Annotated in this window: 24 protein-coding genes and 1 riboswitch; of the genes, 9 read left to right on the top strand and 15 right to left on the bottom strand. The window is 70.6% G+C overall.

Annotated elements, in window-relative coordinates:
* Window positions 1-84 precede the first annotated feature (84 nt).
* Window positions 85-564, top strand: a complete 480-nt coding sequence (locus ACFXC1_RS31180) for a carboxymuconolactone decarboxylase family protein (protein WP_381248749.1) — start codon at window positions 85-87, stop codon at window positions 562-564.
* Between the two features lie 144 nt (window positions 565-708).
* Here ACFXC1_RS31180 and ACFXC1_RS31175 read toward each other — a convergent pair whose 3' ends face one another.
* The 6 genes from ACFXC1_RS31175 to ACFXC1_RS31150 are packed head-to-tail and all read right to left on the bottom strand — an operon-like array spanning window position 709 to window position 8590.
* Entirely contained in the window at window positions 709-1503 is a 795-nt protein-coding gene (locus ACFXC1_RS31175) for an aminotransferase class IV (protein ID WP_381248746.1), read from the bottom strand.
* A gap of 17 nt (window positions 1504-1520) precedes the next feature.
* Window positions 1521-2690, bottom strand: a complete 1170-nt coding sequence (locus tag ACFXC1_RS31170; RefSeq protein WP_381248743.1) for an FAD-dependent monooxygenase — start codon at window positions 2688-2690, stop codon at window positions 1521-1523.
* The gene (locus ACFXC1_RS31165) at window positions 2687-4249 is read right to left on the bottom strand and encodes a class I adenylate-forming enzyme family protein (RefSeq protein ID WP_381248741.1); all 1563 of its coding nucleotides are present in this window, start codon (window positions 4247-4249) and stop codon (window positions 2687-2689) included. Before ACFXC1_RS31165 ends, ACFXC1_RS31170 begins: the two co-directional genes overlap by 4 nt.
* A gap of 23 nt (window positions 4250-4272) precedes the next feature.
* The gene (locus tag ACFXC1_RS31160; RefSeq protein WP_381248738.1) at window positions 4273-5796 is read right to left on the bottom strand and encodes an AMP-binding protein; all 1524 of its coding nucleotides are present in this window, start codon (window positions 5794-5796) and stop codon (window positions 4273-4275) included.
* Window positions 5793-7982: an aminodeoxychorismate synthase component I gene (gene pabB, locus ACFXC1_RS31155; RefSeq protein WP_381248735.1), complete on the bottom strand. Its 2190-nt coding sequence runs from the start codon at window positions 7980-7982 to the stop codon at window positions 5793-5795. Before pabB ends, ACFXC1_RS31160 begins: the two co-directional genes overlap by 4 nt.
* Before the next feature lie 29 nt (window positions 7983-8011).
* Window positions 8012-8590 carry a putative antibiotic biosynthesis monooxygenase gene (locus ACFXC1_RS31150; protein WP_381248732.1) on the bottom strand — a complete coding sequence of 193 codons (579 nt, stop codon included), beginning with the start codon at window positions 8588-8590 and terminating at the stop codon, window positions 8012-8014.
* 208 nt (window positions 8591-8798) lie between these two features.
* On the opposite strand from ACFXC1_RS31150, the gene ACFXC1_RS31145 reads away from it, so the two are divergent.
* Window positions 8799-9578 carry a DUF3050 domain-containing protein gene (locus ACFXC1_RS31145; RefSeq protein WP_381248729.1) on the top strand — a complete coding sequence of 260 codons (780 nt, stop codon included), beginning with the start codon at window positions 8799-8801 and terminating at the stop codon, window positions 9576-9578.
* A gap of 424 nt (window positions 9579-10002) precedes the next feature.
* On the opposite strand, the gene ACFXC1_RS31140 is transcribed toward ACFXC1_RS31145, so the two are convergent.
* The gene (locus ACFXC1_RS31140; protein ID WP_381249030.1) at window positions 10003-10851 is read right to left on the bottom strand and encodes a hypothetical protein; all 849 of its coding nucleotides are present in this window, start codon (window positions 10849-10851) and stop codon (window positions 10003-10005) included.
* Between the two features lie 74 nt (window positions 10852-10925).
* Window positions 10926-12131, bottom strand: a complete 1206-nt coding sequence (gene rocD, locus ACFXC1_RS31135; RefSeq protein ID WP_381248726.1) for an ornithine--oxo-acid transaminase — start codon at window positions 12129-12131, stop codon at window positions 10926-10928.
* A gap of 91 nt (window positions 12132-12222) precedes the next feature.
* Window positions 12223-12312, top strand: a riboswitch (ZMP/ZTP riboswitch).
* A gap of 31 nt (window positions 12313-12343) precedes the next feature.
* On the opposite strand from rocD, the gene ACFXC1_RS31130 reads away from it, so the two are divergent.
* Window positions 12344-13798: a glycine hydroxymethyltransferase gene (locus tag ACFXC1_RS31130; RefSeq protein WP_381248723.1), complete on the top strand. Its 1455-nt coding sequence runs from the start codon at window positions 12344-12346 to the stop codon at window positions 13796-13798.
* 45 nt (window positions 13799-13843) lie between these two features.
* Here the strand turns inward: ACFXC1_RS31130 and ACFXC1_RS31125 are convergent, their stop codons facing one another.
* From ACFXC1_RS31125 to ACFXC1_RS31105, 5 genes are all read right to left on the bottom strand, one after another.
* Entirely contained in the window at window positions 13844-14446 is a 603-nt protein-coding gene (locus ACFXC1_RS31125; RefSeq protein ID WP_381248720.1) for a hypothetical protein, read from the bottom strand.
* 107 nt (window positions 14447-14553) lie between these two features.
* Window positions 14554-15108, bottom strand: a complete 555-nt coding sequence (locus ACFXC1_RS31120) for a hypothetical protein (RefSeq protein ID WP_381248717.1) — start codon at window positions 15106-15108, stop codon at window positions 14554-14556.
* Between the two features lie 33 nt (window positions 15109-15141).
* Window positions 15142-15282: a hypothetical protein gene (locus ACFXC1_RS31115; protein WP_381248714.1), complete on the bottom strand. Its 141-nt coding sequence runs from the start codon at window positions 15280-15282 to the stop codon at window positions 15142-15144.
* 140 nt (window positions 15283-15422) lie between these two features.
* The gene (locus ACFXC1_RS31110; protein WP_381248711.1) at window positions 15423-16334 is read right to left on the bottom strand and encodes a hypothetical protein; all 912 of its coding nucleotides are present in this window, start codon (window positions 16332-16334) and stop codon (window positions 15423-15425) included.
* The gene (locus tag ACFXC1_RS31105; RefSeq protein WP_381248708.1) at window positions 16321-16923 is read right to left on the bottom strand and encodes an RNA polymerase sigma factor; all 603 of its coding nucleotides are present in this window, start codon (window positions 16921-16923) and stop codon (window positions 16321-16323) included. The genes ACFXC1_RS31110 and ACFXC1_RS31105 overlap by 14 nt, the downstream gene beginning before the upstream one ends.
* A 110-nt stretch (window positions 16924-17033) precedes the next feature.
* Between ACFXC1_RS31105 and trpS the strand changes: the two genes are divergently transcribed.
* Window positions 17034-18047 (top strand): tryptophan--tRNA ligase, encoded by a 1014-nt coding sequence (trpS, locus tag ACFXC1_RS31100; RefSeq protein ID WP_381248705.1) that lies wholly within the window; start codon window positions 17034-17036, stop codon window positions 18045-18047.
* Window positions 18048-18242: 195 nt separating this feature from the next.
* The gene (locus ACFXC1_RS31095) at window positions 18243-18821 is read left to right on the top strand and encodes a 2'-5' RNA ligase family protein (RefSeq protein WP_381248702.1); all 579 of its coding nucleotides are present in this window, start codon (window positions 18243-18245) and stop codon (window positions 18819-18821) included.
* Between the two features lie 5 nt (window positions 18822-18826).
* On the opposite strand, the gene ACFXC1_RS31090 is transcribed toward ACFXC1_RS31095, so the two are convergent.
* Complete coding sequence (locus ACFXC1_RS31090) at window positions 18827-19570, bottom strand: decaprenylphospho-beta-D-erythro-pentofuranosid-2-ulose 2-reductase (RefSeq protein ID WP_381248700.1); 744 nt, start codon at window positions 19568-19570, stop codon at window positions 18827-18829.
* Between the two features lie 160 nt (window positions 19571-19730).
* On the opposite strand from ACFXC1_RS31090, the gene ACFXC1_RS31085 reads away from it, so the two are divergent.
* A complete protein-coding gene (locus ACFXC1_RS31085; protein ID WP_381248698.1) occupies window positions 19731-20681 on the top strand; it encodes a YihY/virulence factor BrkB family protein in 951 nt (316 codons plus the stop codon).
* On the opposite strand, the gene ACFXC1_RS31080 is transcribed toward ACFXC1_RS31085, so the two are convergent.
* Window positions 20629-21939 carry a D-alanyl-D-alanine carboxypeptidase family protein gene (locus tag ACFXC1_RS31080; protein ID WP_381248695.1) on the bottom strand — a complete coding sequence of 437 codons (1311 nt, stop codon included), beginning with the start codon at window positions 21937-21939 and terminating at the stop codon, window positions 20629-20631. The two genes, ACFXC1_RS31085 and ACFXC1_RS31080, sit on opposite strands and share 53 nt — an antisense overlap.
* Window positions 21940-22030: 91 nt before the next feature.
* Here ACFXC1_RS31080 and ACFXC1_RS31075 point away from each other — a divergent pair, with 91 nt between their 5' ends.
* The 3 genes from ACFXC1_RS31075 (at window position 22031) to ACFXC1_RS31065 (ending at window position 25230) form a co-directional block, all read left to right on the top strand.
* A complete protein-coding gene (locus ACFXC1_RS31075) occupies window positions 22031-22270 on the top strand; it encodes an SCO4848 family membrane protein (protein WP_026178254.1) in 240 nt (79 codons plus the stop codon).
* A 4-nt stretch (window positions 22271-22274) separates the two neighbouring features.
* Window positions 22275-23477 (top strand): metallophosphoesterase, encoded by a 1203-nt coding sequence (locus tag ACFXC1_RS31070; RefSeq protein WP_381248692.1) that lies wholly within the window; start codon window positions 22275-22277, stop codon window positions 23475-23477.
* 196 nt (window positions 23478-23673) lie between these two features.
* Entirely contained in the window at window positions 23674-25230 is a 1557-nt protein-coding gene (locus tag ACFXC1_RS31065) for an ABC transporter substrate-binding protein (protein ID WP_381248690.1), read from the top strand.
* Window positions 25231-25268: the final 38 nt, after the last annotated feature.

The following is a 25268-nucleotide window of genomic DNA, read 5'->3' as shown; positions in this document are numbered from 1 at the left end:
ATTCGGGCAGGTGCGTCTCCCGGACGCCGGGTAATCGCACCGTTTCCCATTCCTGAATACAGTGAGTGCGGATAGAGTCGGGCCATGAGCAACAGTGATGCGATAACCCGTGTGGGACTGAAGAAAATAACCCCTGACGTGTCCGCCGCGATGGGATCCCTGCACGGCGCCGCCGTGACCGCGGCCCAGGACGCCAAGGTCGAACCGGAAATCCTGGAACTGATCAGGATTCGCGCCTCGCAGCTCAACGGCTGCGCCTTCTGCCTGGACATGCACACCAAGGACGCGCGTGCCGCCGGCGAGACCGAGCAGCGCCTCTACGCCCTGAACGCCTGGCGGGAGACCCCCTTCTTCACCGAACGCGAGCGCGCCGCACTGGCGTTGGCCGAGGCCGTGACCCTGGTCCACGACGGACATGTACCGGACGCGGTCTACGCCGAGGCGGCGGCGGCCTTCGACGAGGCGCAGGTCGCGGCACTGATCTGGGCAACGACCGTCATCAACGCGTACAACCGGATCGCGATCGCGACACGGATGGTGCCCGGGGGTTATCAGCCGGCCTAATAGGGGCTGTGCGGTAAAGGGAATACGGTAAACGACCCGGTAAAGGGAAATGGCGAATACGGGCATCGGCGGTAGTGGCCGATGCCCGTTCTTTTTCCGCTCGCCGCGGTTCGCTCGCCGCGTTTGGCCTGTCCTCGCGGTTCGCTATTTCTCCGGCAGTGCCTCCGCGGTGTTCTCCAGCCACCGCTGCCATTCCGGCGCCCGCTCGGCCGGTGCCGTCCGGAGCAGCCCGCCCATCCAGGCCGTGACCGGTCGGATGCCGTGCAGCGCGTTCACCAGCCACACCTCGCGGCCGTCCAGCTCGGCCACCTTCCGCTCGGGGTGGGCGACGCGGATGCCGGTGCGCAGGGCGCGTTCCTGGATGAGGGCGGCGGTCACTCCGGGCAGGACCGGCAGCTGTGGCGAGGGCAGGCACAGCGTGTCGTGCTCCCACCACAGCACGCTCGCGGTGGCCGCCTCCAGGACGAAGCCGGAGGGCGTGACGAGCACCGCCTCCTCGGCGCCCTCCTCCGACGCCCGCCTGCGGACCTCGCCGAGGGCGTCGAGGTCGGGACCCTTGCGACGGGGGACGATCCGGGGATCGTGCTGGCCCGCCGCCCAGACCCGCACACCGGACCCGAGCGGTGGCGCGGGCCGCAGCAGGAATCGCAACTCCAGTGAGCCGGCGGTGAGTTCGACACGAGGGAACCAGTCGCCGGTGCGTGGCAGCGCGCCGGTCATGTCCCGCCAGAACTGGAGCAGCCAGCTCAGCGGTGGCCCGCCGGCCTCGCCGCAGGCGTGCAGGAACCGCTCCTGATGCCGTTCCAGGTCACGCACCCTGCCGTCCCGCACCAGCCAGGAGTCCGCGGCGAGCAGTCGCCCCCCGGACGCCCCGGCAGGAGTCAGACCCTGACCCGGCGACCACGTCGACAGACCTTCCACGATGACGGATTGAGTCACAACTGCCCTTTCTGTTCTCAGTACTTGCGGCCCGCAGCGGCCGGCGCCCCGTGCCGCGGTCCGTACGGCGCGTGCTCCAGCCACGATCCGCACCACGGCAGTACGGGCGCGAGCGCCGCGGCCGTGCGCTGCTTCACCCGGACGATCCGGCGCCGGGGACGAAGGTGGTCCAGGGCGGCTCCGGCCGCCGCGCTGTTGAACAGCGCGGCGGAGCGTCGTACCTCGGAGAAGGGTTCGACCGCCCCGGTGGCGATCGCCTCCGCCGCTGCCGCCGCGTCGGCGATCCCGCTGTTCATCCCGCGCGCCCCGAACGGCGGGAAGAGATGCGCCGCCTCGCCGACGAGCAGCACCCGCCGGTGGCGGTCCGTGAAGGTGGCGGCCACCTTGCGCAGGAAGCGGTACGTCGACACCCACAGGACACGCTCGGCGTACCCCTCGCCCACGACCGCCGGGAGCCAGTCCCGTACGGCCTCCTCGGTCCCGAACTCCTCCTGCGCGTCGTCGTCCCGGCACTGGAGGTCGATCTGGAAGCCCCCGGTGAACGGCACCCGCATCACGCTGCGTCCGCCGACGCCGGGATGCTCGTAGTGGAAGACGCGCTCCAGCGGCAGTTCGGCGCCGGGGACGTCGGCCACGTCGACGACCACATGGAAGCCCTCGCCCCTGCTGCCCTCCATGGCGATGCCCAGCGAGCCCCGGACGGTGGAGCGGGCGCCGTCGGCGGCGACCGCGTAGGAGCACTCCCGCTCCCGTCCGTCCGCGCAGCTCAGCGAGACGCCCGTCGGTGTCGTGCGGACGTCCGTCACGCGCGCGTCCCAGGCGAACTCCACCCCGGCCTGCTCGCAGGCCGCCCGCAGGAAGCGCTCGGTGTCCACCTGGCGCAGACTGGTGAAGGGCGGCGGACCGGACGGGGACGGAAAGGTGCGGGAGTACACCTCGCGGCCCCGGTAGAGGGTGCGGCGCGTCTGCCAGGTCCGCCCGTAGGAGGTGATCTCGGCGGCGAGTCCCGGCAGCATGCCGTCGAGCAGCGCGAGGGTCTCCCGGTGCACGAACAGGGCCCGGCTGCCCGGGCGTTCGCGGTCCTTCGCGTCCGACTCCAGCAGGACGACCGGCAGTTCACGCGCCCGGAGCGCGAGAGCGGCCGAAAGACCGACCGGTCCCGCGCCGACCACCACGACCGGGTTCACGCGCGCACACCCGCCGTCAGCATCCGGGTGATCTCGACCCGCTTCACCTTCCAGGTCGCGGTCATCGGCAGCTCCTCGAACCGCCACTGCCGGGGCTCGGCCATCGCCGGCAGGTCCGCCGTGGCCTTCCGCCAGCGCTCGGGGTCCAGGGGCTTCTCGCCGCGCACACACACCACCGGCACGGGCTCCCGGTCCGCGCCGGGCACGATGACCACCTCGCGCAGCTCCTCCAGCCGGTCCATCAGGACGTCCTCGACCTCCAGATTGCTGTGCACGGAGTCGATCCGGTCGATCTCACGGTCGATCAGGTACAGCGCGCCCAGTCGGCTGCGGTAGCCCATGTCGCCCATCTCCCACCAGCCGTTGTGGAGTTGACGGTCGTAGCGGTCCTGCAGGCCGAGGTAGGTGAGGATCCGGCCCCGGGTACGGGCCTCGATCCGGCCGGGTGTCCCGGATGCCGCGGGCCGGCCGTCGGCGCCGGTGACCCGGACGCGCGTGAAGCCCGGTATCCCGATGCCGACCCGTCGCCCGTCGGCCCGCGCCGCGCTGCGCCGGGTGAACCACTGGAAGGCGACGGGGCCCGTCTCGCTCTGCCCGTAGAGCTGGAGCAGCCAGGGGGCGCGCCGGGTGGAGGCGTCCAGCAGCCGCCGTACCGTGCGCGGGTGGATCGCGTCGAACGTCGAGCCGTAGGACCGCACCCGCGACAGCGGTGCGCCGGGTGCGTCGGCCAACTCCTCCCACAGGACGAAGGTGTTGGGGTGGGTCTCGACGATGCCGGGGCGGTGCCGGGCCAGCAGCGGTGCCACCGCCGCCGGGTCCGGGTCGGTGATGAGCACCAGCGGGCTGCCGAAGCGCAGCAGCACGCCGAGTAGATGGTAGAAGCGCGAGTGCACGAACGACATGTGCAGCGCGGCCGTCTCCCCGCGCGTCGGCCAGCCCATCGCCTGCTGCGGGATCAGCCGGTTCCACATGGTGTTCGCGCAGTGCACGGCGAGCTTGGGCAGGCCGGTGGTGCCCGAGCTGTGCGTGATCAGGGCGGGCTCGCGGGGGTGCAGGCGTACGGCCTCGGGCCGCTCGGCACCCGCGTACTTCGTGAGGGACTCGGCCCCCGGTGCCTCGTCCACGGACAGGACGCCCCGCACCGGGAGTTCCGACTCCTGGAGCGGTCCGTCCAGTTTGGCCCGGTCGGTGATCAGCCACGGACGGCGCAGCGTTCCGACCAACTGGGCCACGACCGGTCCGGCCAGTGCGGGGGAGAGCAGCACAGGTACCGCGCCGATCCGGGAGACCGCGCAGGTCAGCAGCACGATGTCGACGTTGTCGGTCTTGTGGACGACCACCCGCTCGGAGGGCCGTACGCCCGCTTCCCACAGCCGGCCGGACAGGTCCTCGACGATGTCCGCGAGATCGGTGTAGGTGAGGTCGACGCCCCGTGCGGGATGGGTGTCCAGGGGGCGGTCCAGGGTGACGTGGACGGCTCCGTGGCGCTCGGCCGCGCGCCGGAAGATCGGGCCCAGGTAGAAGCCGCGGTCGGTGAGCGGGGAGTGCTGCTCGCGCATCTGGCCGTTCCTTTCTGTCGTGGTCACCAGGCGCCCTGGCGGACCAGGTGGCGGCGGAGCTTGCCGGTGGAGGTGCGGGGGAGGGACGGGACGAGGCTCACGCTGCGCGGCACCTTGAAGGCGGCGAGTCGCGCGCGGGCCAGTTGAAGCAGGTCGTCCTGGAGGTGTTCGGGGGCCCGGGCGACCGGGACGACGAAGGCGCGCAGGCGGCTGGCCCCGGCCCCGTCGGTGACGGCCGCGACGGCGACCTCCTTCACCGCCGGATGGGTGCGCAGTACGGCCTCCACCTCCAGCGGGGAGACGGTGATGCCGCCGACCATCTCCATGTCGTCGGCGCGGCCCAGATGCCGGAAGGATCCGTCCGGCTCGCGGACCGCCCGGTCGTGGGTGGCCAACCAGCCGCCGACCAGGGTGCGTTCGTTCTCCTCGGGCCGGTGCAGATAGCCGGGGGTCACCGTCGGGCCGCGCACCCACAGCTCGCCCTCGGCGCCGTCGGGCACCGGGCGGCCCGCGCCGTCGCGCAGCTCCACCTCGAAGCCGGGCACGGGGCGGCCGACGGTGCCGGGGTGGTTGTGCCCGAAGCTGTTGGCGCAGAAGGCGTGACCGGCCTCGGTGGAGCCGATCTGCTCCAGCACCGGTGCCCCGAGCAACTCGGCCATCTGTGCGCCGAGTTGCTCCGGAAGGCCCTCGCCCGCCGACACCGCGGCACGTACCGAGGCGAAACAGGCCTCGTGCCCGCTGCCCCGGTCGGCCACCAGCGCGGCGTACGCGGACGGCACGGAGTAGAGCAGGGTCACCCGGTGCCGGGCCACCAACTCGTCCACGGCCGCCGGGTTCGGGCGCCGGTCCACCAGGACGGCGGAGGAACCGGAGAAGAGCGGGAAGACGAAGGCGTTGCCGAAGCCGTAGGCGAAGTACAGCTTGGACACCGACAGCGTGACGTCGTCCTCGGTGATCCGCAGCAGCCGCCGTCCGATGAGGTCGTGGTAGGCCTTCGGGTCGCCGTGCGTGTGCACGGCACCCTTGGGAGTGCCCGTGGTGCCGGAGGTGTACTGGACGTACAGCGGCGCGTGCGCGTCGACCGGGTGGGCGGGGGTCGGCCCGGTGGTGGCGGTGAGCGCGAGCAGTTGATCGGCTCCGAGACGGGGCCGGTCGGGGAAACGGTTCTCCAGGCCCGGTCCGGTCACGCAGAGCACGGCCTCGGCGTCCGCGGCCATGAACTCCTGGTCGGGCGCGGGGAGTTCGGGATTGACCAGTACCGCGACGGCCCCGAGCCGGGCGGTCGCGAGGAACGCCGTCACCCAGGCGATGCCGTCGGGCAGCGCCAGCACCACCCGGTCACCGGGCCGTACACCGTGACCGGCGAGCACGGTGGCGGCCCGCGCGGCGAGCGCGTGCACCTCGCCGTGGGTCCAGGTCCGGTGCCCTTGATGGAAGGCGGCGCGCCCGTCCCAGCCGCGCCGCTCGGTCAGCCCGGCGAGCTGGGCGGCGAGGTTGCCAGGGGCCTCGGCGTCGGCCGGCGGGAGCACGGTCTGCGGAGTCGTCATCGCACGGGCTCCTCAGCGACGGTCTGCTCGCCGCGGACACGCTCGGCGCGCAGGGCGGCTCGGGTCGCCGTATGGTCGCCCTGCTCGCGGATCCGGTTTCCGGTGTACTGGTGCAGGGCCCGCATCTGGGCCGCGGTCTTCAGGAGCATCTCGTCGTACTCGTCGGCCGGATCGGAGTCGAGCACGATCGCGCCCCCGGCGCCCAGGTGCATCAGCCCGTCGGCGAGAACGGCCGTACGGATGACGATGTTGAGATCCGCTCCCCCGCTGCACCCGAGATAGCCGAGGGCGCCGGAGTACGCGCCTCGCGCCTCGGTCTCCAGTCGGTCGATGATCTCCATCGTGCGCAGCTTCGGCGCCCCGGTCATCGAACCGCCGGGAAAACAGGCCCGCACGCATTCCACCGCGTCGGTGTCCTCCCGCAGGCGGCCCTCGACGGTGGAGACCAGTTGATGCACGGTCGCGTACGTCTCGGTGGCCATCAGCCGGGTCACGCGCACCGACCCGGTCCGGCAGACCTGGCCCAGGTCGTTGCGGAGCAGATCGACGATCATCAGGTTCTCGGCGCGCGTCTTGGCGTCCGAGGCGAGCGCCTCCCGCAACCGGGCGTCCTCTTCCGGATCACCGCCGCGTGGCGCCGTGCCCTTGATGGGGCGTGCCTCGGCGATGCCGTCGCGGGTGATCCGCAGGAACCGCTCGGGGGACGAACCGGCCACGTCCACGTCGCCCAGCCGCAGGAAGGCCGCGTACGGGGCCGGGTTGACCCGGCGCAGCTCGCGGTAAAAGGCGAAGGGGTCCGGCGGTGCGGGTAAACGGGCCGCGTTCGTGAGGCAGATCTCGTAGCTGGTGCCCGCCCGCAACTCCCGCTGACAGGACTCGATGTCCGTTAGATACGTCTCCCGGTCCCGCACCAGCCACGGCTCGGCGGCGCCGAGGTCGGACTCGGCCCGGGTGGGCAGTGGCGGGCGTCCGGTCCCGGTGGCGACGAAACTGAGCTGGGTCAGCGCGCTCTCCAGCCAGTCGGCGGCCTCCCACGTGGCCGACGGGGTGTCCTCGGCGAGACAGACCGCGTACGTGAACCCCTTGAGATGGTCCACCGCGATCAGCCGGTCCGCGAACAACCAGCAGGCGTCCGGTATTTCGGACGAGTGCCGGTTCGGTGAGCCGCAGTCGGCCTTGGTCTCGTACCCGAAGTAGCCGACGTATCCACCGGTGAAGTCGAAGGGCAGGTCTCCCGCGTCGACATGACGGGTCGTCAACTGTCGTTTCAGGTAGTCGAAGACGCTCGCGGTGACCTTGCGGGTGGGCCGCCCCGCCCGCTCGATCTCACAGGTGCCGGCCTCGACGTCGTAGCGCACGAACTCCGCGAGCGGACCGCTGTCGTCCCCGAAGAACGAGAACCGTGCGAGGCCCTCCTCGACCAGGGCGCTGTCCAGCCAGAAGGCGCGGCGCGACGCTCCGTACATCCAGGCGAAGGCGGCCTCCGTGTCGACCGCGCCGGCGATGCGCCGGGTGTGCAGCCGGTAGGTGGGGCGGGGCGCTTGCCGGGGACGCGGTATCGCGGCGACGGTCGGCGTGACGGCGGTGTTCTTCGTGCGGGGTCTGCCGGCTCGTTCCGCGGTGAGATTGCGGAAGTTGACGAGCATGCGGTGGCCGTACTCGGTCAGCACGGACTCCGGGTGGAACTGCACGCCCCACAGCGGCCGGTCGCGGTGCCGCAGCCCCATCAGGACGCCGTCCTCGGCCCAGGCGGTGGCCTCCAGGGTGTCCGGCAGTGGCTCGGGCACGGCCAGCGAGTGGTAGCGGACGGCGGTGAAGTCCTGCGGCAGCCCGCGGAACAGATCACGTCCGTCGTGCCGGACCGTGGACATGTGCCCGTGCCGGGGTTGCGGTGCGGCCGTCACCCTGGCGCCCTCGCCGAGGGCGATGCCCTGGTGGCCCAGGCAGACGCCGAGCACGGGGAGCGGGGAGTCGGTGAGCACGGCGGTGGCGATGCCGAAGTCACGTGGCTCGCCCGGGTGCCCGGGCCCGGGCGACACCACGACATTGTCGAAATCCGCGAGATCCGGAATTCCGTCCGGCGCGTCATTGCGGATCACGACCGGTTCCTCGCCGTTGACCTCGGCGATCAGCTGGAACAGGTTGTACGTGTACGAGTCGTAATTGTCGATGAGCAGGGTCTTCACCCGCCCACCTCCCTTGGTTCGCGGCGGACCTATGCAGTCCGTCTTTTATGCCGTCCACGAAATGCCTGGAGCGGTGGATACAGCCATTTCTTGAGGAAACGCTGGAGCCGTGGCATGAGAATCCAGGTGACGAGAGCCGTCACGCAGAGACACAACAGAAATGTACGGACGAGCGGATTGAGGCCGCCAAGATAAGGAAGAATGATCAGATTGAACAGGAGTACCGGCGGAAAGACCGCGCTCATGTTCACGAACCACAGCTTCCATTTCGCCGGCGGAGTGAGTGTCTTCGGTGCGGCGGTCTGTGAGTCGAACCACACCTTGGAGCCCTGGACGCTCCTGCGTCCCGTCTGTCGGGCGAAGTCCGCGGCCCGGACGTCCCATTGGGCCCTGGCGGAGGAGTCCTCCCAGGCCAGGGCTGTCCCTTCGCTGGCGAAGCGGTAGACGACATGCCACTCCGCCTCTCGGTCGACAAGGACACCACCTCCCATGAAGCCCGGCTGCTGAGCGCTCGCGTTCAGCATCGACCACCCCCACGAATGGAAGTCGGGTTCACGGCCCGACGCCACGTGATAAGCCACGGTCACCGTGACGGGATGACTGGTCACGGGGACAAGTACGCAGCTTCTTCACAGCACGTTCAAATCTTCAACGAATTTTTTTCGATTGCCCGTATCGTTACCCTTTATCATCCTTTCAGTCGCCTTTGCGCATTCTGTCGAGACGTACTCGGGGTAACCTTTCCTAAATCTCGGGAAGCGCTTGCGGGCTGGACTTGAATTGCTGCACGATCGCTCTCCCGATCGAAGGAGAATCATGTCCAGGTACGACTGGGATATGCGGCACGAGGGAATCGACAAGGCTCGTTCGGTGATCGAGCAGGCGCGGAAAGAAGTGACCGCGCACCCGATTTACCATCGCATCGACAGTCGCGAGAACATGGCGACGTTCATGGCGCACCACGTCTTCGCGGTATGGGACTTCATGTCCTTGCTGAAGTCTCTGCAACGTGAACTCACCTGTGTCGACGTCCCTTGGGTGCCGCGGGGGTCGGAGGTCAGCCGACGACTCATCAACGACATCGTGCTGGTCGAGGAGAGCGACGAACTCAACGGTGGTTTCACGAGTCACTTCGAGCTGTATCGCGCCGGCATGACCGAGGCGGCTGCCGATACGACCCGGATCGACGCGTTTCTCGCCCTGCTGATCGAGGGTCACGGCGTGCCGGCGGCACTGCGTGGCGCCCAAGTCCCGGGCCCCGCCTCCGAGTTCGTCCGCACCACCTTCGGCATCATCGAGGACCGCCCACTGCACTGCCGCGCCGCCGCCTTCGCCTTCTCCCGCGAGGACCTGATCCCGGACATGTTCGACCAGGTGATCAAGAAGGAGGGCACGGAACGCTTCCCGCTGTTCTGCGACTACCTCGCCCGCCACATCGAGGTCGACGGCGAGGAACACACCCCTATGGCCATGCAGATGGTCGCCGACCTCTGCGGCACGGACGACGCCCGCTGGGAGGAGGCGGTGGAGACGGCGACAGCGGCGCTGGAGGCGAGGGTACGACTGTGGGACGGGATCGTGGAGGCGATGGACTGAGGGGGGACGGGGTGGGGCATGGCGGGGTGGGGCGGGAACGGGCGCGGGTCAAGGGAGCGCCGAGACGGCCGGTGGTCGGCTGCCGGCGGCCAACGGGCAAGGACGGCCAAGGCGTGGCAGAGCACTGGCGCCGATGGTGTGCTGGACGGGCATCGTCCCTGGGTAACGGCCGGCGTACGCGATCGGCCGTGCTGGACGCCGTGTGCGCGCGGATCGAGCTCTGGTCAGGGGCGAGAAGGGGGGCGACGGGGCGAGACGGGGCGTCAGGACGAAGGGGCGAACGGGCGTCGGGGTGCGGCTGACGACCCTTGCGTCGAGTCGGCGACCGGGGCGCAGGCCGCCAGGACTCAGCCCGTCCGGCGTTTGAGGACGAGGCCCCTTGAGGGTCGAAGCCGGGGTTTGGGGGCGCGGCCCCCAGGGACGCTCACCCCAACTCACCCGCACCAGCACCCGCTTCACCGCCGGGGGCAGGTTCACCAAACCGCGCCAATGCCAACGCTCCGGCCACCGCCACCAGAAACCCCAACACCGCCAACCACTCCAACCCGCCCCGCGTGCGGTCCCCGAGCCACACCACGCCCACCGCCGCCGGCCCGATCGTCTCCCCGATCACCAGCCCCGCCGTGGCCGTCGTCACCGACCCCCGCTGAAGAGCCGCCGTCAGCAGCAGGAACGCGGCGCCCCCACCAACGAGCAGCGCGTACGTCGCCGGATTGGCGACCAGCGACGACGGGGACAGCGAGTCGATCAGCCGCACCGCCACCTCGACGACCCCGAACCCGAACCCCGCCCCCAACCCCAGCGTCAACGCCCGCCCCCGCTCCGGCAGTCGCCCACCGACCAGCCCGAGCAGCAGCACCGCGACGGCCGTCCCCAACATCGCCCACTTCAACGCCGTGGATCCGGCCCGGTCCCCCTCCGCCCCGGACGCCAGTCCCAGCATCGCGAGGCCCGCGCACACCACCCCGACGGCCGCCCACTCCACCCCGCTGAGCCGCACCTTCAGCAGCCGCGCGGCCACCACCGCCGTCACCGCTAGGCTCGATGCCAGGGCCGCCCCGACCGCGTAGATGGGCAGCGACCGCAGCGCCGCGATCTGGAACACGAACCCCAGCGCGTCCAGCGCGAGCCCCGCCATGTACCGCCACTGCCGCAGCGCCCGCAGCAACAGCGCCGCGTCCCCGCCCCCACCCGTCGTCGCCGCCCGCGTGGCGACCGCCTGAAGGACCGTCGCCGTACCGAAGCAGATCGCCGCGCCGAGCGCGCACACCATTCCAAAGAGCACAAAGGGACTCTAGGGGAGGGGAGATCGCCACCCGCCTCCCGTGCAGGCCCCCTCACCGATCTCTAGGCCCCCAACACCGAGCGCAGCCCGGCCAGTCCCCAGTCCAGGTCCTCCTCGCTGATCATCAGCGGCGGCGCGATCCGGATCGTCGACCCATGGGTGTCCTTCACCAGGACGCCCCGCTCCAGCAGCCGCTCCGAGACCTCCCGGCCGGTCCCGACCGCCGGAGCGATGTCGACCCCGGCCCACAGCCCCCGCCCACGCACCGCCGTCACCCGCCCGGTGGCCGTCAACTGCCTTAGCTCCCTGTGCAGATGCTCCCCGAGCTCCGCCGCCCGCGCCTGGTACTCGCCGGTCCGCAGCATCGCGATCACCTCCAGCGCCACCGCACAAGCCAGCGGATTCCCGCCGAACGTCGACCCGTGCTCCCCGGGCCGGAACACCCCCAGCACCTCCGCGCTCGACACCACCGCCGACACCGGCACCACCCCGCCGCCCAGCGCCTTGCCCAGCACGTACATGTCGGGCACGACCCCTTCGTGCTCGCACGCGAACGTCCGTCCCGTCCGCCCGAGCCCCGACTGGATCTCGTCGGCGACGAAAAGCACGTTCCGCTCCCGCGTCAACTCCCGTACCCCCGCCAGATATCCGGCCGGCGGCACCAGCACCCCCGCCTCGCCCTGGATCGGCTCCAGCAGCACGGCCACCGTGTTCTCGCTGACCGCCGCCCGCATCGCGGTGAGATCCCCGTACGGCACGATCTCGAAGCCCGGGGTGTACGGTCCGAAGTCCGCCCGCGCCTCCAGGTCGGTCGAGAAGCCGACGATCGTCGTCGTACGGCCGTGGAAGTTGTTGCCCGCCACGACGATCTTCGCCCTTCCGTCGGGCACCCCCTTGACCTGGTACCCCCACTTCCTGGCCGTCTTCAGCGCGGTCTCCACCGCCTCCGCGCCCGTGTTCATCGGCAGCACCAGCTCCATGCCGCACAGTTCCGCCAACTGCTCGCAGAACGCGCCGAACCGGTCGTGGTGGAACGCCCGCGACGTCAGCGTCACCCGGTCCAACTGGGCCTTCGCCGCCGCGATCAGCCGCGGGTTGCCGTGCCCGAAGTTCAGCGCCGAGTACCCCGCGAGCAGGTCCAGATAGCGCCGCCCTGCCACGTCCGTCATCCACGCGCCCTCGGCGGTGGCGATCACCACCGGCAGCGGGTGATAGGTGTGCGGGGTGTGCGCGTCGGCGGCGGCGATGAGTGCTTCCGTACTGGTCACGGCGTCTCCCGGGGGTGAGGGTGCCCCTTTCCTATCCTCGCCCGCATGGTGGACGCGGGAGCCGCACCGTCAGGCCCGCCCGGTAGGCTGACCGGCGGGCCGTGACTGGCGCGCTGGGATGGGACCGACCATCGGGGAGCGGCCCGAGCTGCAATGTGTGCCGTGCGCCTGGGCCGTACCGTGAACGCCGAACGCCACGTCCGGAGGTCCCCATGCCCGAGAATTCCGCGCCCCTTTCGAACGAGTCCACCGCCTATCGCGCCGCCCTCGACGTGATCCGTGCCGTCGAGCCGCGCGTCGCCGACGCCATCGGCCAGGAAGTCGCCGACCAGCGCGAGATGCTCAAGCTGATCGCCTCCGAGAACTACGCCTCCCCGGCCACCCTGCTGGCCATGGGCAACTGGTTCAGCGACAAGTACGCCGAGGGCACCATCGGCCGCCGCTTCTACGCCGGCTGCCGCAACGTCGACACGGTGGAGTCGCTGGCCGCCGAGCACGCCAAGGCGCTGTTCGGTGCCCGCCACGCCTACGTCCAGCCGCACTCCGGCATCGACGCCAACCTCGTCGCCTTCTGGTCGGTCCTCGCCGACCGCGTCGAGGTCCCCGCCCTCGCCAAGGCGGGCGTCCGCCAGGTCAACGACCTCTCCGACGCCGACTGGGCCGAACTCCGCCAGGCCTTCGGCAACCAGCGCATGCTCGGCATGTCCCTGGACGCCGGCGGCCACCTCACCCACGGCTTCCGCCCGAACATCTCCGGCAAGATGTTCGATCAGCGCTCCTACGGCACCGACCCGGCGACCGGCCTCATCGACTACGACGCCCTGCGCGCGTCGGCCCGCGACTTCAAGCCGCTGATCATCGTCGCCGGCTACTCCGCCTACCCCCGCCTGGTGAACTTCCGCATCATGCGCGAGATCGCCGACGAGGTCGGCGCGACCCTCATGGTCGACATGGCGCACTTCGCGGGCCTGGTCGCGGGCAAGGTCCTGACCGGCGACTTCGACCCGGTCCCGCACGCCCAGATCGTCACCACCACCACCCACAAGTCCCTGCGCGGCCCGCGCGGCGGCATGGTCCTGTGCGACGACTCCCTCAAGGACCAGGTCGACCGCGGCTGCCCGATGGTCCTCGGCGGCCCCCTCCCGCACGTCATGGCGGCCAAGGCCGTCGCCCTCGCCGAGGCCCGGCAGCCCTCCTTCCAGGACTACGCCCAGCGCATCGTCGACAACTCCCGCGCGCTGGCGGACGGCCTGATGCGCCGGGGCGCGACCCTCGTCACGGGCGGCACCGACAACCACCTCAACCTGATCGACGTGGAGACGTCGTACGGCCTCACCGGCCGCCAGGCCGAGTCCGCGCTGCTCGACTCGGGCATCGTCACCAACCGCAACGCGATCCCGGCCGACCCGAACGGCGCCTGGTACACCTCCGGCATCCGCATCGGCACCCCCGCGCTGACCACGCGGGGCCTGGGCACGGCGGAGATGGACGAGGTCGCCGCCCTCATCGACCGCGTCCTCACGACCGCGGAGCCCGGCACGACGAAGTCGGGCGCGCCGAGCAAGGCGTCCCACGTCCTGGACGAAAAGGTCTCCGACGAGATCTCCCGCAGGGCGACGGACCTGGTGTCCGGCTTCCCCCTGTACCCGGAGATCGACCTCGGCTGACAGCCGGCACAAGCCCTCTGTCGAGTTGTCAAAGATCGGCGACTCTCAGAGATCGATGAGTTCCTGTCGTGGTTCCTCGCGCGGCGGTCCGGCCTCACGCCGGCCCGCCCCGCGGCGTATCAGCAGCGTGCCGCCGGCTCCGACGGCCAGACCCGCCGCCGCCCACCAGACAGGTGCGGGCGTACCCTTCCCGGCTCCCGCTCCGGTATCGCCCCCGACCCCACCGAGCAGCCCCGCCCGCTCCATCCGCGTGAAGACAGGGAGCGGTACCCGATGCCAGCGGATGTCGTCGTCCGCCACCTCCGGCGCCGGATCCGTCCGCACCCACGGTGTGCCGTCCCCGGCGACGAAGAGCTGGTCCTCCCGCTCCACCGCCACATCACCACCCGGAGCCCGACTCGTCCGAGGCCAGCCCCCGACCCCGGTCAGCCCCCACACCACGGTGATCCGCACCGCCGGATACCGGCCCGCCTCCCACTCCTGCGGCACCCGCTCCGTCCCCGCGTACGTCGGCTGCAACAACGTCCACAGGCGCCCGAACGACGGCTCCCCGGAGTGCCACGCCTCCGTCCGGCCCGTGTCAGCGGTCACGACCAGCGCCAGATCCGGGATGTCCCGGCGCGGATCCTGAACCTGCGCCTGATCCATCCCGACAGCCTGGACCCGAGCCGATCCGGCCAGAGCCATCACCACCGACGCGCCCACGAGCAACGCGCCCCGCAAGCTCCCGCGTTCCATCCCGCGCCCGCCACCCCTCACACGTCCCGCAACTCCTGCCTGGGCCCCGGCTCCCGCCCCTTCCACCACCGGTTCGGCGGCAGCCGCACGGCGAACGACCGCAGCACGAGGGCCAGTACCGCCCCGGTCGCCGCGCCCGGTATCGCCCACCACCAGTCGGTGCTGTCGTCGTCCTTGTCCCTCAGGGTCACCTGTATCGTGCTGGTCCCCGTGTCGGGGTCAGGTACGGCGATGGCCGGAGCGGACGCGGTCGGCTGCCACGGTGCCGGGAAGACGCCCGAATAGCCGCCGGACCCTGTGCCCGTGCCCGTCACTCCCAACTTCCGCAAGAGAGCACGCAGTTGGGCCGGATGCTCGGCGCGATGCCAATAGCCGTTCAGATTCGCGTTCCCCGGTACATCGGCCGCCGTGTGGATCCACACCGCCTGCGGACGGGACTCGACGGGAAAGACCCGGTCGACCCGCCACGGCGATATGTCGTGCGCCAGCCAGGTGACGTTGATCTGGCGGGCGTGGGTCAGATCGGCCTCGGGCGGCTTGTCGCGGGTGCCCCTGCCCTCGGGGCCGAGCAACTCCTGGAGCTTTCCGTACCGTTCGTCCGAGTACTACAGCGCCGCGGCCTGTCCGCTCGTCGGCGAGGTGACGAGCACGCTGGTCGGGCCGCCCGCCGCCGCCTCCGACGAGCCCCACACCATCAGAGACAGCGTCATCGCCAACGCCCCGCCCAGAGCTGTCAGTTCGCGCATCCCGCCCCCGCTTGTCCTGACCGCACTTCCGACTCCGGACATCCGAACCCCCAAACAGCCGATCCCCGTACGGCCCGCCCGCGAGCCGCCTGTCACTTCTGGTACACCGCCCGACCCGCCGGGGTTCCCACTCCGCCGCCCTATTCGCCCGACTCGTTCCGGTCGAGCGACTTGGCGATCTCCACAGCCCGCTGCTTCGACGCCACCCCTTCCAGACGGAACGTCAGATCACCACCGGGAACTTGGCCGACCGGACGCGTCCACAGCAGCGTCGGACCGGCCGTCCGCTCCGCCCGCGTATAGCGGTCCCCGTCCGCGTCCACCAGCCAGAAACTCAGCAGATGCGGCCGCGCGAACCACAGCGCCGGGTCCTGTATGCCGTCCGGCGAGACGGACGCGTCCAGCGACAGCCATTCCGGCGGTCGGCTCACCGTCTTGGCGAAGCCGATGTCCAGTCGCGCCGGATACTCGTCGACCCGGACCGTGTGCCCGCCCTCCCGCCAGCACAGGCTGACCAGAAACCGCCCACGCGGTTCGCCGGTCACCGTCACCGCGTCCGGAACACCCAGCGCGTCCGGCACCAGCGGCTCGAACCCCGCCTGCCGGCGAGCCTGCGCCAAGGTCACCGACCGGCCGCACCCGGGCACCGCGGCACCGGCCGAGGGCACCGCGGACGGGTCGTACCGCACCTCGACCCCGCCGAAGCCGAACCAGTCGAAGACCGCCGCCCGCACCGGAGGCGTGAGTACGAGCACCGTCAGCAGACCGCACAGGGCCGCCGTCAGCGCGCGCCGCCGCAGCCGAGCCCAGTGCCGCACGGCGCGCAGCCGCGCCCGGACCCCGCCCGGCCCGGCCTCCTGGACGGGGACCGGGATCTGTTCGGCCAGTATCTGCGCCAGCACCCGCTCGACCATCGACTCGGGCCCGGCGGCACCGCCCTCACCACCGCCCCGCGCGTCCAGCGAACGCCCCAGCGCCCGCAGCTCCTCCGGCAACCGAGCGGCGGCGGCGCCCTCGCCCTCGTAGGACTCCCGTCCGTCACTCACACTCATCACCCCCTTCCCGGGGCCGGAAATCCGGCAGCAGTCGACCGAGTTTCTTCAGCGCGCGGCTCAGCCGGGACTTCACCGTGCCGCGCGGCCAGCCCAGGGCCTGGGCCGTCTCCGGCTCGTCCATCTCCAGGAGATAGCGGTAGGTCACGACCAGGCGGTGCTCCTCGCTCAGCTGCTCCAGGGCGGACAACAGGGCCGCGCGGCGCTCCGTCTCCAGCGTGGCGACCGCCGGATCCGCCGATTCCGGTATCAGCGGCTCGGCCTCCGCGAACGCGGCCTCCCGGCCGGCGAGCGTGCGCTGGCGTGCCGCCGTACGCACGGTGTTCCTCGTCTCGTTGGCGACGATCGACAACAGCCACGGCTTGAACGCCGAGCCGTCCCGGAACCTGCCCAGCGCGCAGTACGCCTTGACGAAGGCCTGCTGCACCACGTCCTCCGCGTCCGCACCCGCCCCGAGTGCCGCGGCCGCCCTGAGCGCGATGCCCGTGTGGGCCCGCACCAGCTCCGCGTACGCCTCCGGCTCTCCGGCGCGTACGCGTGCGATCACCGCGACCTCGTCGACGATGCGGCCCCCCTCCCGCGTCTTCACATATCTGGTACACCGCCCGAGGCGGATCGGTTCCCACCCGTGCCGCGGCTCTTCCGACCCGGTTCCGACCGGTTCCTGACCGGGTCCCGGGACCTGAGAGAATGGTGAACATGGCCTCAGACAGTCCCCGCGTGCTCTCCGGAATCCAGCCCACCGCAGGCTCGTTCCACCTCGGCAACTACCTCGGCGCCGTGCGCCAGTGGGTGGCCCTCCAGGAGTCCCACGACGCGTTCTACATGGTCGTGGACCTGCACGCGATCACCGTCCCGCAGGACCCGGCGGACCTGCGTGCCAACACCCGGCTGGCCGTCGCGCAGCTGCTGGCCGCCGGACTCGAACCGGAGCGCTGCACGCTCTTCGTCCAGAGCCATGTCCCCGAGCACGCCCAGCTCGCCTGGGTCATGAACTGCCTGACCGGCTTCGGCGAGGCCGCCCGTATGACCCAGTTCAAGGACAAGTCCGCGAAGCAGGGTTCGGACCGCGCCTCCGTCGGCCTGTTCACGTACCCGATCCTTCAGGTCGCGGACATCCTGCTCTACCAGGCGAACGAGGTCCCGGTCGGCGAGGACCAGCGCCAGCACGTCGAGCTCACCCGCGACCTCGCCGAGCGCTTCAACGGCCGCTTCGGCGAGACCTTCACGATCCCGAAGCCGTACATCCTCAAGGAGACGGCGAAGATCTACGACCTTCAGGACCCGTCGATCAAGATGAGCAAGTCGGCGTCCACGCCGAAGGGGCTCATCAACCTCCTCGACGACCCGAAGGCGACCGCCAAGAAGGTCAAGAGCGCGGTCACCGACACGGAGACCGTGATCCGCTACGACGCCGAGAACAAGCCGGGCGTCAGCAACCTCCTCACCATCCAGTCGACCCTCACCGGCAAGACGATCGCCGAGCTGGAGCAGGAGTACGAGGGCAAGATGTACGGCGCGCTCAAGACGGATCTCGCCGAGGTCATGGTCGAGTTCGTGACGCCGTTCCGGGAGCGCACCCAGCAGTATCTGGACGACCCGGAGACGCTCGACGCGATCCTGGCCAAGGGCGCGGAGAAGGCGCGGGCCGTCGCCGCAGAGACGCTCGCCCAGGCGTACGACCGGGTGGGCTTCCTGCCCGCCAAGCACTGAGGCGCACGACCGCACCCGGGCACCGACCGCGTACCACTGGACAGAGCGCTGCACATCACTACGGTTGCGCCTGCCCACAACTCAGGTGTGGCCGTACAGTCGATAGCCGGGTGGCCGCGCGCGTGGCCGCCCCGCTCGATATCGGGACCACCGGACAGCACCGTCACGACCACCGACAGGACGACAGGAGACGACGTGGGGACCGTAACGATCGGCGTGTCGATCGCGGTCCCGGAGCCTCACGGCAGCCTGCTCCAGGAGCGGCGCGCGGGCTTCGGCGACGCCGCTGCGCACGGCATCCCCACGCATGTCACGCTGTTGCCGCCCACCGAGGTGGACGCCTCGCGGCTGTCCGAGGTTGAGGACTACCTGGTCTCGGTCGCCGCAGCCGGCCGCCCCTTCCCGATGCGGCTGTCCGGCACCGGTACGTTCCGGCCGCTGTCCCCGGTCGTCTACGTCCAGGTGGTCGAGGGCGGCTCCGCCTGCACCTGGCTGCAGAAGCAGATCCGTGCCGCCTCCGGGCCGCTGGCGCGCGAGCTGCACTTCCCGTACCACCCGCACGTCACCGTGGCGCACGGCATCGACGACGAGTCGATGGACCGCGCGTTCGAGGCGCTCGCCGACTACTGCGCCGAGTGGTCCTGCACCGGTTTCGCGCTCTACGAACAGGGCGCCGACGACGTCTGGCGCAAGCTCCGCGAGTTCACCTTCGGCGGCGCCGTCGTACCACCCCAGGCAGCCCGCACGGATCGTGGAACGATCCCCAGCCACTGACGCGGTCAGACCGCCAGTCGTCTGAATAGGCCCCGCGGCAGGTGCCGTAGCACCGACGTCACCACGCGCAGGGTCCCCGGCACCCACACCGTCTCCGAGCCCCGTCGCAGGCCGAGTTCGATCGCGGTGGCGACCGCCTCGGGGGTGGTCGTGAGCGAGGCCGCCCTCGGGTCGGCCATGGTCCGTGAGCGGACGAGCCCGGGGCGTACGACCATGACGTGCACGCCCGTGCCGTGCAGCGCGTCGCCCAGGCCCTGCGCGAAGGTGTCGAGGCCGGCCTTGGTGGAGCCGTAGATGAAGTTCGTGCGGCGGGCCCGTTCGCCGGCCACCGAGGAGAGCACCACCAGCGAGCCGTGGCCCTGGGCCTGCAGGGCGCGGGCGCTGATCAGGCCGGACGAGACGGCGCCGGTGTAGTTGGTGTGCGCGACCCGCACCGCGGCGGCCGGATCGCGCTCGTCGCGGGCCTGGTCGCCGAGGGTGCCGAAGGCGAGCAGCACCAGGTCGACGGAGCCCTCCGCGAAGACCTTGCCGAGCACGGTCTCGTGGGAGCCGGGGTCGAGCGCGTCGAAGGCGACGGTGTGCACCTCGGCCCCCAGGGTGCGCAGTTCCGAGGCGGCACTCTCCAGGGCGGGCGAGGGGCGGCCCGCGAGCCACACCGTGCGGGTGCGGCGGGCGATGAGTCTGCGGGCGGTGGCCAGTGCGATCCGGGACGTACCGCCGAGGACGAGGAGGGACTGTGGAGGACGCATGCCTGTGACCGTATCGCCCGATTATGGGCGTTTGGTCGTGCGGCGTCGGCGGCCTCCCTGAGATGGGCGATTAATCGGATGCCGGGCAATATGGCGCCACGCACCCGCGTTCGCGGGGTACGCGCACATCGGTGTCAGTGGTCGGGGGCAGAATCGGATCATGGACTGGCTGAAGAAGCTCCCCCTCGTCGGGCCGCTGGTGGTGCGCCTGACGGCCACGCACGCGTGGCGGTCGTACGAGCGCCTCGACCGGGTGAAGTGGTCGCAGCTCTCCGCGGCCATGACCTTCATCAGCTTCATCGCGCTGTTCCCGCTGCTGACCGTGGCCGCCGCGATCGCCGCCGCCACCCTCAGCACCGACCAGCAGCACGAACTCCAGGACAAGATCGCCGAGCAGGTCCCGGGCATCTCCGACCAGCTCAACATCGGTTCCCTGGTGGACAACGCGGGCACCATCGGTCTCATCGCCGGCGCCGTCCTGCTGTTCACCGGCATCGGCTGGGTCGGCTCGATGCGGGAGTGCCTGCGCGCGGTGTGGGAGCTGCCCGACCGCGACGAGAACCCGCTGCTGCGCAAACTCATCGACACCGGGGTGCTGATCGGCCTGGGCGGCGCCGTCCTCGCGACGATCGCCGTCTCCACGGTCGCCTCCGCACTGGTCGACTGGATCAACGGCCAACTGGGCATCGCCCAGGGCGGCTGGGGCGGGATCCTGCTGCGGATCGCCGCGTTCGCCGTCGCGGTACTCGCCGACTTCCTGCTCCTGCTGTACGTCCTGACCCTGTTGCCCGGCGTCGAGCCCCCGCGCCGCCGGCTCTTCGTGGCCGCGCTGATCGGCGCGGTCGGCTTCGAACTGCTGAAGCTGCTGCTCAGCGGCTACATCCAGGGCGTGGCCGCGAAGAGCATGTACGGCGCGTTCGGCGTCCCCGTGGCGCTGTTGCTGTGGATGAACTTCACCTCGAAACTCGTCCTGTTCTGCGCCGCCTGGACGGCGACCCCGAGCAGTCCGGACGAGGACGACGACTACGTCCCGGCCGACGAGACCGGAGACCCCAAGGTCAGGGACGCGGGCGACGACGGACCAGATCCGGCAGCGGCCAGCGCCGGTTGACCAGGAAGACAGCACCGGCCAGCAGCACCAGCAGCCCGCCGACGATCGCGAGCGCGATCCCGACCCCGCCCGAACCGTCCTCCTCGGCGGCCACCGGGCCGGCGGACGCGGCCGGTTTCGTGCCCGCCGTGTCGCCGCCCGCCTCCCCGCTGGCCGTCGCACCCGGCTGGGCGCTCGTCTGCGCCGCGTTCTTCGGCGCGACCAGCTCACCCACCGGCTGCACCTTGCCGTCCGCCTGGAAGCCCCAGTCGAGGATCTTCGCGGCCTCCTTGTAGACCTCGTTGTGCTCGTCCTTCTCCGGGTTCATGACCGTCACCAGCAGCACCTTGCCGCCGCGCTCGGCGACCCCGGTGAAGGTGGCCCCCGCGTTGGTGGTGTTGCCGTTCTTGACGCCCGCGATGCCCGGGTACACCGACACGTCCGAGTCACCGCTCAGCAGCCGGTTGGTGTTCTGGATCTCGAAGGTCCCGCGGACCGACTTGCCCTTCTTCTTCGTCGTCTCGCCCGGGAACTTCGCGCTCACCGTCGAGCAGTACTCCCGGAAGTCCTTCTTCTGCAGCCCGGAACGCGCGAACAGTGTCAGGTCGTACGCCGACGAGACCTGCCCCGGCTCGTCGTAGCCGTCCGGCGTCACCACGCGCGTGTCCAGCGCCTGGAGGTCCTGGGCGTGCGCGTTCATGTCGGCGACGGTCCGGTCGACGCCGCCGTTCATGTGGGACAGGACGTGCACGGCGTCGTTGCCGGAGCGCAGGAAGACACCTAGCCACAGGTCGTGGACCGTGTAGCTCTCGCCCTCCTTTATCCCGACCAGGCTGGAACCGGCGCCCATGCCGGCCAGGTCGGACGCGACCACCTTGTGCTCGGTCGTCTTCGGGAACTTCGGCAGCACGGTGTCCGCGAACAGCATCTTCAGGGTGCTCGCCGGAGGCAGCCGCCAGTGCGCGTTGTGCGCGGCGAGCACCGCGCCCGACTCGGCGTCGGACACGATCCACGACCGCGCGGTCAGGTCCTTCGGCACGACCGGCACACCGGACGCCAGATTGACCTGCGTCCCGGCCTGCGCGAGCCGGGCGCCGCCCACCGACGACATGTTCGCCGGGGGAGTGGCCGTAGGACTCGCCGACGCGCTTGTGGTGGCGCTCGGAGTGGGCGTCGGACTCGGAGCCGCGAGGGCGAGCGGCGCGGTGAGCGCGAGGGACGACAGGGCGGCGGAAAGCACCAGCAGGGATCGCCTGATGGTCTGCTGTGGAGCGGGCACGCAGGTGAACGTACATGCCCCGGGACCCGAAGTCCCGTCACCGGCCCCACCCCGGCCACCGGCCCCGGAGGACGACGGCGATACTGGACTCATGAAGCTCAGCCGCCCCGTCTCCTGGTTCCTGCTCGCCTTCGGGGTGTGGAGCTGGGTCATCTGGATCACTTTCGTCAAGAATCTCGTCGCGGACGGCAGCGGACTGGCCTTCGACGACGGCCGCCCGACGGCGTACTTCTGGGTGCATCTGACCCTGGCCGTCGTGTCCTTCGTATTGGGGACGGTCATCGGGGGCCTCGGGTTGCGTGGCCTGCGCGCACTGCGCGAGACGTCATAGAGAAGTGGCCATCGTCGTCATCGCCCTCGTCGTCCTGGTCGCGGTAGCCGTCCTGGGCGGCGCGCACTGGTACGTCTGGCGCCGCCTGGTCCGCGACACCACGCGCGCGTGGGGCCCCGCCCGGGTCACCGGCACGGCCGTACTGATCGCCGGCCCGGTCCTGATGATCGCGGCCCTCGCCGCCGAACGCGGCGGCGCCCCCTTCTGGCTCCAGCGCGTCCTGGGCTGGCCCGGCTTCCTGTGGATGGCGCTGGCGATCTACCTGCTGCTCGCCGTCCTCGCGGGAGAGGTCCTGCGGCCGCTGCTGCGCCGGTTCGTCGAACGGCGCGGGCAGGCCGAGACGGCCGTGGAAGAGACCGAAGCCCCGGTTCCCGAAGCGGCCCCCTCCCGTCGGCTCTTCGTCTCCCGGGTCGTCGGAGGCGCGGCCGCCGCTGCCGCCGTGGGGACCGTCGGCTACGGCACCTACGGCGTCCTGCGCGGCCCGAGCGTCAAGCGGGTCACCGTGCCGCTGGCCAAACTGCCGCGGTCCGCCCACGGGTTCAGGATCGCGGTCGTCAGCGACATCCATCTGGGGCCGGTCCTGGGGCGGGGTTTCGCGCAGAAGGTCGTCGACACGATCAACTCGACGCAGCCCGATCTGGTCGCGGTCGTGGGCGACCTGGTGGACGGGAGTGTGAAGAACCTGGGGCCGGCGGCGGCTCCGCTGGCCGGGCTGAAGGCGCGGCACGGCAGCTTCTTCGTCACCGGGAACCACGAGTACTTCTCCGGCGCCGAACAGTGGCTGGAAGAGGTCCGCAGGCTCGGGATCCACACCCTGGAGAACGCCCGTACCGAACTGCCCTGGTTCGACCTCGCCGGGGTCAACGACCTCCAGGGCGAGAGCGAGGGCCAGGGACCCGACTTCGGGAAGGCGCTCGGGGACCGTGACACCACGCGCGCGTGCGTGCTGCTCGCGCACCAGCCGGTGCAGATCCACGAGGCCGTGAAGCACGGCGTCGACCTCCAGCTCTCCGGGCACACGCACGGCGGCCAGTTGTGGCCCGGCAACTTCATCGCCGCTGCCGCCAATCCGACGGTCGCGGGCCTGGAACGTTACGGCGACACCGAGCTGTACGTCAGCCGGGGCGCGGGCGCCTGGGGACCGCCCACCCGGGTGGGGGCGCCTTCGGACATCACGGTCGTCGAACTGGCGTCGAAACAGGCCTAGTTGGAGGTGTCGGGCAGATCCGCGAAGTGGCTGAGAGTCGCCTGTGAAACGGGCAATTAACACTCGTCGGTAAGTTCTTTCTCATCTCGGCAGAACCCTCTTCCCCCGGATGAAACTCCTGTGGTTAGGTGATCCGCGCCACTAGGGGAGTGGCATATGCGCAGGAACCCGGGAGGGTTCTGGGGAGGGCACACCGATGCGGTCGGTTCGCATACGGATTCTCGCGACTCTGCTGGTTCTGGCGGCCGTGGGAGTGGGCGGCTGGCAGTTGCTGCCGTCGGACGGGAACAAGAACAAGACGATCACGGTGGGGACGACCGACGCGGTCACGTCGCTCGACCCGGCCGCCGCGTACGACGCGGGTTCCTGGGCGTTGTACAGCAACGTCTTCCAGTCGCTGATGACGTTCGACTCGGGCGGTACGAAACCCGTCCCGGACGCGGCCAAGAGCTGCGGCTTCGTGGGCAGCGGGCTGACGACGTACCGCTGTGTGGTGCGCGCAGGGCTCACCTTCCCGAGCGGGCGCGCGATGACCGCCGCGGACGTGAAGTACTCCTTCGACCGGGTCAAGAAGATCAACTCGGACGTCGGCCCGTCGTCCCTGCTCTCCACGCTCGGCTCGGTCACCGCCTCCGGGATGACCGTCACCTTCCATCTGTCGTCGCCGGACGCCACGTTCCCGTTCAAGGTGGCCACCGGTGCCGGTGCGATCGTCGACAGCAGCAAGTACCCGAAGGACGCGCCGCGCAACGGGTTCCAGGCCGACGGCACCGGGCCGTACACCCTGTCGACGTATACGAAGGGCAAGCTGGCCGTCCTGAAGCCCAACAGCCACTACAAGGGCGCGGTCAAGAACACCGGGAGCCCGATCGAGCTGCGGTACTACGCCGACTCGGACGCGCTGCAGAAGGCGTACAAGGCGAAGCAGGTGCAGGTAGCCACCCGGCAGCTGCCGCCGAAGATGCTCTCCGGGCTCTCCGCCAGCGACCCGAACCAGCGGGTGTCGGAGGCCGACAGCTCCGAGACCCGCAACCTGTACCTCAACACCCGTAAGGGCACGCCCCTGCACGACGTCCTCGTCCGGCGGGCCATGGCCTGGCTGGTCAACCGCGACGAGCTGGCCGCCACGGTGTACGACGGCACGGTCGACCCGCTGTACTCGCTGATCCCGGCCGGCATCGTCGGCCACACGACGTCCTTCTTCGACGCCTACCCCTCCGAGAGCGTCAGCAAGGCGAAGGCCCTCCTCCAAGAGGCGGGTGTCTCCGTCCCGGTGCACTTCACCTACGGCTACGGCATCGGGCACGGTTCCGGCGCCGAGGAGGCCGTCGCGCTGAAGAAGCAGCTGGAGGCGGGCGGCCTGTTCAAGGTGGACGTCAAGGGCTACGAGTGGACCGACTTCCAGAAGCGCTGGGCCACCGGCAAGCTGGACGCGTGGGCGGTCGGCTGGGTCGCCGACTACCCCGACCCGGACACCTTCGGCTCCGCGCTGGTCGGCACCGGCTCCACCATGAACACCGGCTACAGCAACAAGATCGTCGACCAGCTCATCCTCAACAGTCAGCAGTTCGCCGACCGCAGCCGCGTCGACGAGGACTTCCGCGAGCTCCAGACGGACGTGGCCCAGGACGTGCCGCTGATCCCGCTCTGGCAGCGCAAGGAGTACGTCGTCAGCAGCGAGGACGTCGGCGGCATCTCCTATCTCACGGACGGCACCGGCGTGTTCCGGCTGTGGGCGCTGGACTGGATCTGACCCCCGCCCGCAGGACCCGGCCCCAGCCGAGTGACGCC

Origin of the sequence: Streptomyces hokutonensis (assembly GCF_042751305.1) — a bacterium.
Classification (GTDB): domain Bacteria; phylum Actinomycetota; class Actinomycetes; order Streptomycetales; family Streptomycetaceae; genus Streptomyces; species Streptomyces hokutonensis_A.
This window is presented reverse-complemented; position numbering and strand designations above follow the sequence as displayed.

What these genes read in the sequence shown, in the direction of transcription:
- ACFXC1_RS31180 (WP_381248749.1), top strand. Translation starts at nt 85, where the DNA reads ATGAGCAACAGTGATGCGATAACCCGTGTGGGACTGAAGAAAATAACC.
- ACFXC1_RS31165 (WP_381248741.1), bottom strand. Translation starts at nt 4,249, where the DNA reads ATGCGCGAGCAGCACTCCCCGCTCACCGACCGCGGCTTCTACCTGGGC.
- ACFXC1_RS31160 (WP_381248738.1), bottom strand. Translation starts at nt 5,796, where the DNA reads ATGACGACTCCGCAGACCGTGCTCCCGCCGGCCGACGCCGAGGCCCCT.
- ACFXC1_RS31145 (WP_381248729.1), top strand. Translation starts at nt 8,799, where the DNA reads ATGTCCAGGTACGACTGGGATATGCGGCACGAGGGAATCGACAAGGCT.
- ACFXC1_RS31140 (WP_381249030.1), bottom strand. Translation starts at nt 10,851, where the DNA reads ATGGTGTGCGCGCTCGGCGCGGCGATCTGCTTCGGTACGGCGACGGTC.
- ACFXC1_RS31130 (WP_381248723.1), top strand. Translation starts at nt 12,344, where the DNA reads ATGCCCGAGAATTCCGCGCCCCTTTCGAACGAGTCCACCGCCTATCGC.
- ACFXC1_RS31125 (WP_381248720.1), bottom strand. Translation starts at nt 14,446, where the DNA reads ATGGATCAGGCGCAGGTTCAGGATCCGCGCCGGGACATCCCGGATCTG.
- ACFXC1_RS31115 (WP_381248714.1), bottom strand. Translation starts at nt 15,282, where the DNA reads ATGCGCGAACTGACAGCTCTGGGCGGGGCGTTGGCGATGACGCTGTCT.
- ACFXC1_RS31110 (WP_381248711.1), bottom strand. Translation starts at nt 16,334, where the DNA reads ATGAGTGTGAGTGACGGACGGGAGTCCTACGAGGGCGAGGGCGCCGCC.
- trpS (WP_381248705.1), top strand. Translation starts at nt 17,034, where the DNA reads ATGGCCTCAGACAGTCCCCGCGTGCTCTCCGGAATCCAGCCCACCGCA.
- ACFXC1_RS31090 (WP_381248700.1), bottom strand. Translation starts at nt 19,570, where the DNA reads ATGCGTCCTCCACAGTCCCTCCTCGTCCTCGGCGGTACGTCCCGGATC.
- ACFXC1_RS31085 (WP_381248698.1), top strand. Translation starts at nt 19,731, where the DNA reads ATGGACTGGCTGAAGAAGCTCCCCCTCGTCGGGCCGCTGGTGGTGCGC.
- ACFXC1_RS31075 (WP_026178254.1), top strand. Translation starts at nt 22,031, where the DNA reads ATGAAGCTCAGCCGCCCCGTCTCCTGGTTCCTGCTCGCCTTCGGGGTG.
- ACFXC1_RS31065 (WP_381248690.1), top strand. Translation starts at nt 23,674, where the DNA reads ATGCGGTCGGTTCGCATACGGATTCTCGCGACTCTGCTGGTTCTGGCG.